The organism is Ruegeria sp. AD11(2025), assembly GCF_056542405.1.
Window position 1 is genome coordinate 1 of sequence record NZ_JBQFZU010000006.1, and the last position, 13628, is coordinate 13628.

The 13628-nt window shown below is 51.6% G+C and carries 12 protein-coding genes; 9 read left to right on the forward strand and 3 right to left on the reverse strand.

Annotated elements, in window-relative coordinates:
* Positions 1-71 precede the first annotated feature (71 nt).
* The 3 genes from ACR1XY_RS07495 to ACR1XY_RS07505 form a co-directional block, all read right to left on the reverse strand.
* The gene (locus ACR1XY_RS07495; protein ID WP_480591624.1) at positions 72-1436 is read right to left on the reverse strand and encodes a hypothetical protein; all 1365 of its coding nucleotides are present in this window, start codon (positions 1434-1436) and stop codon (positions 72-74) included.
* Positions 1437-1596: 160 nt separating this feature from the next.
* The gene (locus ACR1XY_RS07500) at positions 1597-2421 is read right to left on the reverse strand and encodes a hypothetical protein (protein WP_480591627.1); all 825 of its coding nucleotides are present in this window, start codon (positions 2419-2421) and stop codon (positions 1597-1599) included.
* Positions 2422-2594: 173 nt separating this feature from the next.
* Complete coding sequence (locus ACR1XY_RS07505) at positions 2595-3821, reverse strand: DNA cytosine methyltransferase (RefSeq protein WP_480591630.1); 1227 nt, start codon at positions 3819-3821, stop codon at positions 2595-2597.
* Between the two features lie 155 nt (positions 3822-3976).
* Between ACR1XY_RS07505 and ACR1XY_RS07510 the strand changes: the two genes are divergently transcribed.
* The 9 genes from ACR1XY_RS07510 (at position 3977) to ACR1XY_RS07550 (ending at position 13352) form a co-directional block, all read left to right on the forward strand.
* Positions 3977-5221, forward strand: a complete 1245-nt coding sequence (locus ACR1XY_RS07510; RefSeq protein WP_480591634.1) for a hypothetical protein — start codon at positions 3977-3979, stop codon at positions 5219-5221.
* Position 5222: 1 nt separating this feature from the next.
* On the forward strand, positions 5223-6626 hold the full coding sequence (locus tag ACR1XY_RS07515; RefSeq protein WP_480591637.1) for a DEAD/DEAH box helicase: 1404 nt from the start codon (positions 5223-5225) through the stop codon (positions 6624-6626).
* Between the two features lie 2 nt (positions 6627-6628).
* On the forward strand, positions 6629-7072 hold the full coding sequence (locus ACR1XY_RS07520; protein ID WP_480591640.1) for a very short patch repair endonuclease: 444 nt from the start codon (positions 6629-6631) through the stop codon (positions 7070-7072).
* 18 nt (positions 7073-7090) lie between these two features.
* Entirely contained in the window at positions 7091-7717 is a 627-nt protein-coding gene (locus tag ACR1XY_RS07525) for a hypothetical protein (RefSeq protein ID WP_480591643.1), read from the forward strand.
* A gap of 1 nt (position 7718) precedes the next feature.
* On the forward strand, positions 7719-8570 hold the full coding sequence (locus ACR1XY_RS07530) for a GIY-YIG nuclease family protein (protein WP_480591646.1): 852 nt from the start codon (positions 7719-7721) through the stop codon (positions 8568-8570).
* A 199-nt stretch (positions 8571-8769) separates the two neighbouring features.
* A complete protein-coding gene (locus tag ACR1XY_RS07535; protein ID WP_480591650.1) occupies positions 8770-9936 on the forward strand; it encodes a tyrosine-type recombinase/integrase in 1167 nt (388 codons plus the stop codon).
* 212 nt (positions 9937-10148) lie between these two features.
* Positions 10149-10745: a hypothetical protein gene (locus tag ACR1XY_RS07540; protein ID WP_480591653.1), complete on the forward strand. Its 597-nt coding sequence runs from the start codon at positions 10149-10151 to the stop codon at positions 10743-10745.
* A gap of 110 nt (positions 10746-10855) precedes the next feature.
* Complete coding sequence (locus ACR1XY_RS07545) at positions 10856-11077, forward strand: helix-turn-helix transcriptional regulator (protein WP_480591656.1); 222 nt, start codon at positions 10856-10858, stop codon at positions 11075-11077.
* Positions 11067-13352 carry a virulence-associated E family protein gene (locus ACR1XY_RS07550; RefSeq protein ID WP_480591659.1) on the forward strand — a complete coding sequence of 762 codons (2286 nt, stop codon included), beginning with the start codon at positions 11067-11069 and terminating at the stop codon, positions 13350-13352. Before ACR1XY_RS07545 ends, ACR1XY_RS07550 begins: the two co-directional genes overlap by 11 nt.
* Positions 13353-13628 lie beyond the last annotated feature (276 nt).

Here is a 13628-nt window from a genome sequence, read left to right on the forward strand (position 1 = left end):
CTGTAAGCCAGAAAAGATCAGACATGTTCACCGCTCGTTTTCGAACCGTGAATCACGCCGCTATACGGAAATCAATGGGTCCTGAGCCTAGGGGGAAGTAAATACTTCACTTCGCATGCGATAGGATCGAAAATCGCATGCCCAATCTCGGGAAAAAGACCCGGGTCAATTGGATGTTTTGCCGTTGGGTTGTGAAATAGTGTTACCGTGTCACCCCAAGCCTCGTCATAATTCTCACCATCCACGTCTTCGGCGAACGGGACAGTTGTCACTCCGTCGGTATCAACCCAAATTCCAGTTCGGATCATTTTCACATCAGCGCCGCCTAAACCAGATATCTTTCCCATCCTGTTAAAGGTAGTAATCGTCGCGCCGTTGGAGAAAAGGACGCCACTTATGTTCTCCGCATTGGGTTGGTCGAAAAACCGACTCGGTATTACCTTGTGTTTGAACCTGTGCTCATGAATCACCCGGCGCGCAGGTTCCAAACCATTACGCCCCACAATCATCTTTGGGCCAACAACTTCATCCTCCCGTATTTCAACTTCATCCCTTACCCCATAGAGGTAGTTTACGAGGCCAGCTCTCGTCCAAGTCATTGATCCTAGATTTAGACCATCGGCTAAACCATGGTAGTCGTGAATAGCCAATACAAACGGTTTCCCCGCAACGTGTGGTAGTTCCCAATACTGGCGTCTGCGATTTATCTTCGAGAACAGGGCGCTGCCAAACTTGATTGGCGCGTAGTCTTTCGAGAGCTCCGCAACCATCGCAGGGGTATCCGCGACAGCATCGAAATCTGGGTTCGCACCGACGGTAACAGCTTCAACAAATAGCTCTTGGCCAAACTTCTTTAGGTGGAAATCGGGAGCACTATAAGTGTTGTCAATTTCAAAGAGCCCCTTGTGGAAAAGAACATACAAGAATAGCTCCCACAACCTTTGGTCAAACGCGGTAGATTGAAATTGTTCGATATAGTTTCCGTCTAGGTCTATGAAGGAAAACGCGATTTCTTGAATGATTTTTCGAGCTGCTTCCATACGCGGCTCTTCAACTAGAACCCTGAAGTACTGATGCTGTTTCTCAGGGGAAACATGAGCTCCATAGATGTCATGCGGGTTTCCCGTTTCGTCGTCTTGTGGATAACAAGATTGGCCGTCGGCTTCGTACTTCTGCATTGCAAGTGCAAGCGCTTCTTCTGCCAAGTCTGGATTTGAAAACCAATCCGAACTGACTTCAATTGCTCGAAAGAGCTCCCGTGTATCGCGACCCAAAATAATGAAACCGAAATCGCGATCAGTGTAGTCAAGAACAACTATCGCAAGATTTGTCCGGTCGTGAGACTCGTAATGCCGAACCTCCCTCGCCATCAAATGCATATGGGGAGCACGGACATAACAAAGTGCATCAAATCGTCTTGGTGAAATACGGCGCATTCGAGACACCTTCTTTGTTTAATAGCATTCTTAAAATGTGAGAATTTGCGATTCTTATTCGTGTATCGCTGTCCGAAGTTCTAAAGCTCTTGCTGTTGCAATCGCAGATTTTTTTACTCATGAAACGCTGAAGAACCCAATCTTTTAGTAGCCACAAATTCTACCGCCCATTTTCCCTCCGCCCGTACTGCTGACCTCTGCTGTAATTCTTCAATGTCATTGGGTCCAGTTGAGTGAAGTTCTCGTCAACCCAGAAGCTTGCAAAAGCCTGCGGTGAGGTTGTCCGTCTTCCAAATACTGTCGGTACGCCGTGATATTTCACTCCAACCACGTTGCCGTTGCCGACCTGATCCAACTTAACCAATTGTGGGTGACCTCCGGTCAGGTACGACGCCCTAGGAATGCCCTTAACCAGATCGCACAGAGACCAGAAGCAAGTTCTGGCCACGTTCCCTTGGTCACCTTTCGAGATCCAAACTTGCCGCTCTTTGTTTGCACCACCGCCTTTGCCAGAACTGTACACATGCGTCGATACGTCTGATGCCAGTTCGTCCACACCCACCTGACAAACCTTCCACTTGCTGCGTGCTGCGCCCGAATGGTGCAATCGGAAGAGCTTAAATGGGGCATTCATGTTTTTACTGGAACGGACACCGTACAAAACTTCGAGTTCGCATATTGCAGAAGTCGGAGGTCTGGCGCAGGAAAGCGCACTAATCTCATTAGCGCGAGCCATCGAGCCGATTGGTGAAACCAAAGTTCTATTGCCAATCTCAGACAGCAAACGGCGCAAGAAGGAAGCACCCCAAGTGAGGTCTCCCGATAGAGTGAAGATTTCAGGGGTCGATAAGCTGTTAAAAACCTTCTTTTCGCGCAAAGATACGGCTTGACCACTGAAAGGAGAGGTGCCCTGACTATCTGCGCCAAAATAAAGTGTCTTTGTTCCGGTCGCCGATATAGACATCCACGTGGTCACGGTCGTCATGACAACTTCAATCCCCTAATCTACTGACCGCAGACACTACGGCCAATCAAAACTATTTCTAGAAACTCATGTGCAAGTTTTTTTGACAACTTTAGAGAATGCCTGCCATCAGAGCTTTCTAGCTATTCTCGTTTAGATGCTTTCGTCAAAAAGGTGGTGCTATTTTTCCATAATCAGGCCGCATCTGAAAATACGTGCTCATTGGTTCGAATGTGTTGATAAACAGCTTTTCCAATCGCAAAAGCGAGCGGTACGGGTACTGCATTTCCAACCTGAACGTACTGCGGCCCGATTTTTTCACCAGCAAACCTGAATGAGTCAGGGAAGCCTTGAAGTCTCGCGGCCTCTCTTACAGTGATAGTTCTGTCCTCAATCGGATGAATGTAGGCACCCCAGTGCGGGTCGCATTTGGTTAGAATTGTAGATGCAAAACCATCCTGATGAAGGCGGCCATACCGCTTTGTATGGTCTGTCAGTTTCGCGCGGCGCATTCCCGCTGGTAACAACTCTCTTGGTACGTTCCTCCAATTGCCGCCTTGGGGAATATGAACGACGCGAGCGAGATTGACTTCAGTTAAAATGTGGCCCGCATGGTTAAAGATCACCGGGGCTCGCTTCTGGGCCTCTCTTTGGAAAGCGGTCGTCGCCCGCTTCCAATCTCGGGGCGACTCCTGCGACCCCGGCCCATTGCTCAGAAGCGGCAGGTCTCCAATGGCTTGCCAAACAGTAACTGGTCTTTTGGTCGCGCCTTCCGGTCGTTTTTTGGGATAGCCAACGTGCTTGAAACGCGGAGACCAATGTGTTGGCGAAGGAAGCAATTCGGCTGAAGGTCCAATTCGACTAGCGACGATGAATGCGCGTCGGCGAACCTGCGGTGTCCCAAATTCTTCGGCCGAGAGGACTTTTACGCAAGGTTCAAAATAGCCTAGATTCTTCAATCCATTGGTGATTTCGTCAACGACCGAACCACTATCAATCGATAGAATGCCGGGAACATTCTCCATGACAATCGTCTTAGGGCGCATGTCCTTAACGATTGAGAGATAGTGCTCAAAAAGGCGGGCCCTGTCATCGACGGCATTTCGCTTATGATTATTGTGACTGAATGACTGACAGGGTGGCCCTCCAATCAGGCAATCCAATTCGCCCACTTCCACCGATGCTTCGGTCAGCATGTCTTTCGCCAGGACACCAGAGATCGAACCTTCAAAAAACGACGACTCTGGGAAGTTCAGGCGAAAGGTCTCGGATGCACCTGCATCCATGTCGTTGCCGCACGCAATACTCCAACCCGCTTGACGGAAGCCAACTGCGAGCCCCCCAGCACCTGCGAACAGGTCAATGCACCTAAGTCCATCAGCGAATTGATTCCTCCTTTTGTGCAGTGTGACACCTGACATGCTCGATCTTCTTTTTTGTCAACATCTTTTGGCGCAACCGCGCAGGATAACAATATCTCGGAACAACACCAAAGCACAGCAAAAACATCTCCTCTTGATATTTCGCCAAATGCTTGCTAGAGCTTGCTCAGGCAAGTTATGCAAGGAACCAAAAGATGGATGATAGCAGCAAGAATTTGGAAAGCCTCCCGCCAAGTGGTGAGAGAATCCTCTATGAGCGGATCGGCAGCGCCGAATGGGAAATGCGCGAGGTGAAGCTTAATGTTAATGACCAAGTAGCGCTTTGGGATGAAAACCCTCGCCTGCAGACAGCGAGAATGGATGGATTCTCGTCTGAAATAGAACTTGAAGAAGCGCTGAGAAGCTCCCGCGGCTATGACGGCCTAAGGAAGTCGATCCAAGAAATCGGCCAAATGCAGTCGATCTACGTCAAGCAAACCTCAACTGGAAAATTCTTGACGCTTGAAGGAAATACCCGAGTTGCTGTTCTTCGTGAACTTGACCGGAAGCATGATACAGGAAAGCTGGCTGGCACTTTTACGCAAGTTACTGCCAAGATCGTTCCACAAAATTTTGGGGATCGAGAAATTGCAATTCTGCTAGCCGGAATTCACGTCCGAGGCTCTGGCGTGAGAGATTGGGAGCGGTACGTTCAGGCTCGTTTTGTCTACGAGACAGTGATTGGTCGTCCAGGCAAACCGCCGATCATGAACCAAACGCAACTTGCCGAGAGCATGGGTAAATCACTTACTTGGGTAAATCGACTGAAGGACGCTTATAGTTTTGCGTTAAAGTTCGTCGAGCACTGCGATGGCGAGGAAAATCCTCGTAAGCTTGCAGCTGAAAAATTCTCTGTTCTCGAAGAAATAAGTAAAGCCCGCGCGATAGGCCCTCAGCTGCGCGACTTTGACAATCCAGCCCATGACAATCTTCGGGACGAAGTCTTTGATATGGTCCGTAACAACGCATTCAAAGAATACCGAGATGCCCGCTTTCTGAAGGAATTCCATGATGATCCTGACCTTTGGCATCAACTCAACTCCGGAGAGCAACACGTCGCGAATAAGTTGGCTAAACAAGTGGAAACCAAGAGCAGCAGCCCAAAGGCAAAGATCTCAGGTCTGCCGCAGTTGATCCGGCGATCATTCGAGCGTGGAGAGACGGTTTTTGATGATGATGACGTCTCTCAGTTGCAGCAAGCGATAGATCTAATCGAAGATCGGGTTCATGATGGTGTCCATCCTTATCGTCTTGCTCTCAAGAAAGCGACAAGAACGCTCAACAAGGCCAGTAGGGCCGATGTGTTGGACCTTGAACCCAAAGATATTAACGAGTTCCGTGACGCCTACGACTATTTTGTTGGTCTGCTAGGTCAGCATTCCCAGCACGGGGGGGCGTAATTTGGGGTTTGAACTTCTTCAACACCAGTCTGACGGCGTAGAGTTCCTAACTGACCGTGGCGTTGGACTGCTTGCGTTCGAACAGGGCCTAGGAAAGACCTTCGTTGCGATTGCAGCTTTCCAAAAACTCCTGCGAAAAGGGCGAACTGACAAACTACTGGTCATCTGCCCCAACTCTTTGAAACGCAATTGGGTCGCAGAATTCGTCAAGTTTGCACCCGAACTGACGGTAGAAGTGGCTGAAGGACCGCCCAAGGTTCGGCGGGCAACGTTTCGGGAAACTAACGCCGACGTGATTGTGACAAGCTACGAAACCGCCCGTTCGGAAACTACTTCACTACTTGCCTTTGCCCAACGCCAACGAACTGTTTTAGTTTTAGACGAGTCGCATGCGGCAAAAAACTGGCAATCGCAGACTTCAAAAGCTGCCAGAACAGTAGCGCCATTCTGTCAGTTTCGTTGGCTGTTGTCGGGAACCCCTGTCACCAACACTGCGACCGACCTATTCACTCAAGTGGAAATCATCGAGCCTGGACAAGGCGCGCTGGGGTCACTTGAAGCATTCAAAGCGCGCCTCGAGGATGATCCAAATGCGTCCTTCGCACAGCCCGTAATAGATCGGTTGGTCCTTCGCCGCACCAAGGAGCAGTGCTTGGATCTTCCCGAGAAATCGTTCGTCGACGTGCGTGTGGAACTTCCCTCTTGGCAACGTCGCCTTTACGACAAAATGCGTGATGAGATGGTGTGCGAGATCGAGTCCATGGACGGCGAACAGTTCCGTGCATATGCAACGACTGCGCTTGCAAGGCTGACACGCCTTGTTCAGCTTGCCTGCAATCCTTCACTGGTTTTCCCCGAGGCCAAGGGGTCTCCAGCGAAATTCGACTCCCTCGACGGGATAATCGAAGACATCCTTTCGGTGCCTAGCCGGAAAGTCATCCTATGGTCGAACTACATTCGAACTATCGAAACGCTTTTGGAAAGGATACCGGGTTCAGTCGCCATTTACGGTGGCACGCCGACAGCTGAACGCCAAGAAATCGCTGCAAGTTTCCAAAACGATCCTACCGTCCGTGTTCTCATCGCGAACCCCGCTGCCGCAGGGACTGGCTTCACACTCACGGCCGCAAGTTACACGATCTATGAGTCACTGTCCTGGCGGTACGATCACTATGCTCAAAGCCAAGATAGGAACCATCGCATCGGCCAGACCAAACCTGTCACCTACCTTCGGCTAATTGCCGTAGACACGATCGAAGAAGCCATCATTTCGGCGCTGGAAAGAAAGTCGGCGCTCGCCCGCAGCCTTCTCGGAGATGAAGGCGCAGGAGATGTCATTTCACAGCTGTCGCAAGTTCAGATGTGCGAACTTCTTCGGTCAAACCGGCTCCCCAAGGAACATTAGTAGTGGATAGGATCAGCCCGGAGCAAAGGTCGCGCAACATGTCCCGCATTAAGTGCCGGGACACTAAGCCAGAAATCCGGCTTCGCTCGGCGTTGCACCGGGAAGGTCTTCGGTTCCGCGTTTGTCGAAACGACCTGCCGGGACGGCCAGACATCGTGTTTCCCCGACAGAAACTGGCAATTCAGGTGCGAGGGTGCTTTTGGCATCAACACAACGGCTGCAAGGCGGGGCGCATTCCTAGCTCAAATCAGAAGTATTGGAAGGCGAAGCTCGAGGCGAATGTTAAGCGTGACGCCGAAAAAGATTCTGAGCTGCGCTCACTAGGTTGGCAGGTGCTGGTTTTCTGGGAATGCGAACTTCAAAAAGTCAGCGCAGTTGAACAGGTAGTCGGGCACGTAAAGACCCAGTTGCGCCCCTCTTTCTCGACGGACGCCCCCAACCTTTAAAGAAGAAAATGAGAAAAAATGATAACGGATACGTTTGCAGCCATAGCCGAAAACACTCCAGCAGTCGCCTCACTTGTATCCGCTCTCGTCGCCGCAGCCGTCGCCTTGCTTGTTGTCATTCTCAATCAGGCATTCACCCGACGGCAGCAACGCGTACAGTTTCTTCAGCCGAAACTGGAGGAACTCTATCTCCTGATGAATGAAGTTTCTGAGCGAAACACACGGCTTTTCAAGCTGCTTGTTGCAAGCATCCATGGCGACATTGATGCCAAGAATGAGTTAGACGCCATGGACGAGCTGTCTGCCTACGGCCACCTAACCGCAAAAAAGGTGGTAATGTTGGTTAGGCTATACTTCCCCCGACTATCCCGCACCCACCAGTTTTTGTTTGCCGCTGAAAAACAGGTTGGACAGTGCATTTGGGAACTCTCAACGGACAGTCCCCCAAGCCTAGAAACAATTCTTGAAGCGTCGGGAGCCGTTGGGCACATGCTTAGACTCATGGAACAGGAAATGGTTGGCAACCAAGACAAACTTCTAAAAATGAACACGTTTCCTAGGCGCTATCGGGCTGTATCCCTCCGAGATATCGAGGATGTCCCTCCGCCGCCAGAGGGGCCTCCGCTCGCTGGCATGAGGGCGTAGGATGAAACTATTTATTACACGTGTCTGGGGATTTGACCCGGAAAGATGGCCCGTCATTACCTTTAGCTTGGAAGGCAATCGGGACAGGCTACTGAAGGAATCTGCCGCCGGCGACCGAGTTGTCTTCGTGGGTACGCTCCGTGATCCTACTCCTGAGCCCATGCGTGGCAGGCTCATAGGCATGGCAGAAATTGGACGCATTCCCGTGGACACAGAAGACATCATTGGTGACCGCGTTCGCAGTTCTCACGATTACGGCGAAACAGGTAGGTTTCACTGGCCAAACGCTATACCAATGGTTCGAGCTTGGCGTTTCGCTCCACCTCCTATGCTTCTCGAAGTGCTGGAAGAACAGCTTCCCTACCATGCCACTTCGCAAGCTGTTGCTCTTTCTCAAGTTGACGCAAACGCTGTTTTGAGTCTGGGCACAACGCAGGCAACTTTGCCTAGTATGGAGGCCCTAGCCAATGCAAAACTACTTGATCAGGCATTGGCACCGAATAATCCAACAACTGGCCCAAGGCCGAGTTCGTGGAGCAGGGAAGCAAGCCGCAACGTGGACAGGGACGCGTTTACCTATGCATTTAGGTTCGGTTCATCTGATATTTGGAAGATCGGCCATACTGTAAATGTTAACGAGCGGCTCAAACAGGTGAACTGCCATATCCCTACAGAACTGTTAACTGAGAAGTGGGACGCCAAGTTTCGGCAGCGCTGGAATTGCGAAACTGACGCGTATGACATGGAGCAACGAGTTCTCAAAAACCTCAAAGATCGTCGTACTGAGGGCGAACGGGTAAGGTGCACGGAAGGGGCGCTTTGGTCAGCTTGGCTGAAAGGTATCGGCGCTTGATTTTTAGAGATTCTTGCCGCTCGCTTTCCGTTACTGGCTGTGGCCCTCGGACCATCGGCAACGTTATGCTGGAACACCGCAAACCGGACAGACTTTCATTCCATCGCAAATCGTCTCTTTTGCTTTCATAACTCGATGAAAAGTCGAGCTTTTTATCTAGACGTGCTTATAATGACTTGTGGCCATAAGGAGGGTCACAATGCCAAATCTACGTCTTACACGTCGTGCCGTTGACGACATCCCATTTCCGCACAGCGGTCAGGTTTTCTACCGCGACACATTGCTCTCAGGTTTCGGCCTGCGGGTCGGTGCCAGTTCTAAGGTTTTCTTTGCCGAAGGTCAGGTGAACCGACGCACACGGAGGGTCACTATTGGCCGTGCAGATGTGTTCGCCCCCGAGATCGCGCGCAAGAAAGCATTGGTCATTCTGGGCGAGATGGCCGAAGGGCGAGATCCCAATGCCGAAAAGCGGAAAGAGAAGCAGGAGCGGGTCACCTTGGAATTGGCAATGGAACGGTTCTTCGAGACGCGTAACACGTTGTCACCCAGCACCGTCGAACACTACCGGCGGACAGTGCAACTGTATCTTAAAGCGTGGCGCAAATTGGAGGTGAAGGAGATTTCCCGTCAGATGGTGCTTAAGAAGCATCAGGATATCGGCAAGAAACATGGGAAAACCACCGCCAACAACGTGATGCGGCACTTTCGCTCGCTCTACAATTTCACGTCTGCAACGCAGGACGAATATCCACCTAACCCGGTTCAAATCCTGACCCAAGCGAGGGCATGGTTTAAGGATCAGCGCCGTCAGACTGTCGTAACTTCAACCGATCTACCCGCATGGTGGAAAGCGGTAATGGCGGAACCGGACTACTCGCGGGACTTCCTGCTAACGACCCTGTTCACAGGAATGCGCCGTAGCGAAGTGCTTAAACTGCGCTGGGAGAACGTTGACCTGTCTGCCAAGACGCTTCACCTGCCAACGACCAAGAACGGCGACCCGTTGACCCTGCCTCTGTCGGAATTTCTGGCGAACCTGCTGGACCAACGGTGTGAATTGAACAAAGGCTCCCCTTGGGTGTTCCCGGGACCGGGTAAGACCGGTCACCTTGTCGAAACCAAGAAGTTCCTCCAACGTGTCACTGCAGGGTCTGGCGTCAGTTTCACCCTGCACGACCTGCGACGCACCTTCATCACTATCGCTGAGAGCCTTGACGTGCCCTACTATGCGCTCAAGCGCCTGCTTAATCACCGGACCAATGGCGATGTGACCGGCGGCTATATTGTGGTGAACGCTGAGCGTCTGCGGGAACCGGTCGAACTGGTGGCCAAGCGCATCCTCGAACTGAAAGAGCCGCGCAACTGATCGTGCGGTAACCCCACCCCATCGACGGCAGTGGTGCTGCGCCCACACCACTGGCCTCCGGTTCAGATCGATTCCACGAGCGCTGTTCGATTGGCCATGCTTAATGATGGAATTGCGTCAAAGTGTTTAACTAGCGTTCCTGTGGTTGCACCTTCGCGCGTGCGCGTGTGTGATAGCTTCAAGCAACTCGCTAGATTTCCACGGGGCCTGACATGTCTATTGAAGATTTCTTGAACTCGGACGACGACTACGAAGGTGTTTTTCAAAAAGGAACATATGACCGTCCATTTCTGGAAAAGCTAGCACTGGCCATTATTGATGCACACCCCACCGGTAAAGACACCAAACAAACCCGCCTTAACAAAGCCATGCAGGCCCTTACTGGGGAAAGCGCCACAAAATTGCCCATGCGGGACGACTTGGACGCTAAGGCCCTAGTTTTGATGGGTCAGGAACATTACGCAGACAAGGCGCGTGTAGGGCTCCATAATTGGAAACACCGCAAGGACCCTAATCCCCCCGATCCACCAAAACCCCGGTCTTTTACTGCCCTCGCCAGATACGCGGTCAACCGGTGTTTTTCTGAACGTCTATCGGAGGAAGAAATAGAAGTTAAGGTCAGTAAACTGAGAAACAAATTTCGTGGCTCCTACGGAGGGGGAACTACGAAAGATGGCCATATCGATTGGCCTGCCACGTATGAATTTTTGGCAACCCAACGAGATTACGTGACAGAAACACTGGAACATCAGGCGCTGGAAGAGATTTGCAAGATTTTGTCAAAGCAGGGAATCAAAACGAACCTCTGAACTGCGCTAAGCGTTCCCTATCTTGCAAAATCTTTACTAAATTGTTTGCAATCTTTTCCTCCACAACGCTCGCAAAGTCCCTCCATACCTAAACGTAACGGAGGGCTAAAATGTCCAATCGCTCAGAACTTCTAACTACGAAGCAGTTGCCTGAAATCACCGGTTTCAGCACCAGCTACTTCGAAAAGGGCCGCATTCAGGGATATGGCCCGCGCTTCATTCGCTCCAAGTCCGGTGGTCGGACTGGCAAGATTCTCTATCGCAGGGTCGATGTAGAAAACTGGATGTCCGCAATGACCTGCGAACCGCAAGGTGGCGCGAATGTCCTTTAATCCTGATCCCAACAAAGCTGTCCAGTTTGTCAACTGGCTCACACAAAACGCACCACTCTATCTGGAACAAATGAGCAGCCGGGGAAAAGCCAACCCAAAACATAAATCCTATGGCGCTGGTGAAACCGCATCCGCTGTTCAGTTCGTATCCGGCAACAACAACGACACCTACCAGCGCAACCTCTATTTTCTGCCGAATGCTGGATATCTTGAGGGTAAACGCAACAAAGCCAACCTTAAGGCGGTTAGCTTTTTGCACGCCGATCTGGACAACAAGGATTACCCCGGCGACGAAAACCAACAAGAAGAACGCATTATCAATTTGCTGATGGAAGAAGGTATTCGGCCCAAAGGAATACCGCATCCATCCGCTATCTGGTTTACCGGTGGTGGTTTTCAGGCGGTTTGGAAACTCAAAGAACCAATCAGCGTAGACGCTGCAGAAGCGCTGAACAAATCTTTGCTGGTCGCACTGCAAGGTGGTCCAGGAACGCATGACGCCAACCGCCTGTTGCGCCTGCCCTGGACTACGAATTGGTTGAACGACAAGAAGCGCAAAAGCGGTCGGGTGCCGAAGCTGGCGCACCCCATTCATCCAATTAACCTCAAGTCTCCTCCGGTGTCTTTCGCCGTGGACGACTTCCAGATGCGCCGCGCAGACCCTGAACCGAAGCTTCCGCAAGCGACTGGTGGCACAACCAACGTGCCGCTGGACTTCGAGGCTCTGCCGTTGCCGGACGACCTGAGTTCTATCATCCCGTTGGATCAGAAATGGGTAGAAGTGCTTATGACCGGTCAGATTCCACCTGACAAAGCATACAGTTCCCGGTCTGAGTTGGTCTTTGCGGCCACACTTTGGATGCTGGGGAAAGGTATGGACCCCGGCCACGTGCTGTCAATCATCACTGACTCTGATTTCGGCATCAGCGCCCATGTGCTCGAAAATCCGAACCCGCTGAAATATGGCCGCCGTCAGATCAAGAGGGCTTACGAACTGCTGGAAACCAAACAAAGTGGCTGGCCCGTGGTTGATGATGACGGAAAGCCAATCCCCCGCGTGCCTGAGAACATCCGCTATGCATTTACTCAGCTAGGGATTGATGTTCAGCGCAATGAATTCACCGAAACAAACGAAGTAACAGGATACAAACTTGAAAATCGCGACCTGAATGAGGTCGGTGACATCCTGTGGAGCGTTTTCAGCCGCGAATTCAATTTTAGTGCTAACCCGGATCTCATTCGGCGAGAAATTGCGGCCGTCGCTCACGAGAATACCTACCACCCCGTCGAAGACTATCTCGAAGGGGTGTCGTGGGATGGCATCCCTCGCATTGATACTTGGTTGGCATCGTATTGCGGGGCAGAAGACACAGAACTGAACCGTGAATTCGGCAGCAAGTTCCTTGTCGCAGCAGTGCGCAGAATAAAACAGCCCGGCGTCAAGTTTGACACCATGTTGGTATTGGAGGGCGCTCAGGGTGCAGGGAAATCCCAACTGGCGGCCATGTTGGCGGTCCGCAGCGAATGGTATTGTGGCAGCCTTGACCTTCGTAGTGATGACAAAACCAAAGCTGAGCTTCTTTCCCGTGCATGGATCGTCGAATGCCAGGAATTGGATGGGATGAATAAGACCACCAGCCAAGGCCTGAAGAAATTCCTCAGCACGAGTGTTGATCTGTTTCGCCCTGCGTATGGAAGAACGGTGCTATCCTTCAAGCGTCACTGCGTCATCATAGGTACCACCAACGAAGACACATATCTGCGTGATCGTACTGGCAACCGCCGGATCTGGCCTGTCAGGGTTGGCGAGATTGATTTGGAGGGATTCAGTGCCACCGTGAACCAACTTTGGGCCGAAGCTGTGGTGCGGGAAAGAGAAGGCGGATCTATCGTCCTGTCCAAACATCTCTGGGGCGAAGCTAGCCGTGTTCAAGATTTACGGATGGTAGAGGACGAATTTGCCGAGGTTCTTACTGACAATTTTGCTAACCGTACTGGCAGAGTTTCGATGGACAGCATTAAGCTTTTGTTGAACCTCGACACATCCCGGATGACTAAAGATAATGCCCACCGCATCAAGGCGGCTATGGATCGTCTAGGCTGGGAATATGGTACCCATCGCCTGCACGATCTGTCTGGTGGGGATAGACGCCCCAAAAAGGGGTTCGCTCGGGGTAGTATTAACGAACGTGCCACTGAACTATTCGCAACCCAAAAGCATGGTGTAGTGGTCGTCGTCGAAGGTCGAGTGACACCGCCGGATACGCCGTTTTGAGGTTAGTGTTGCGGGTGGCGTTACCTGTTACCCGTAACTTGGCCATGTGCTGTTAGTTGTTCCAAAACGGGGGGGTGTTGCGGCCCCCCCGTTTTGTTTGTTACTGTTCAACCTAAAGTTACAGTTACAGGTAACATCCTTAGCCAAACATCAGCAGCGTATTAGCGCCGCGCTGGGCGCTTAATATCGTTTGCTGTGTGCAACCCCTGCCATTGGGCTGCCTACAGACTCAGCGGACGCCAGAGGACGCGCTGGGCACCTCTGCGCCGTGGTGGC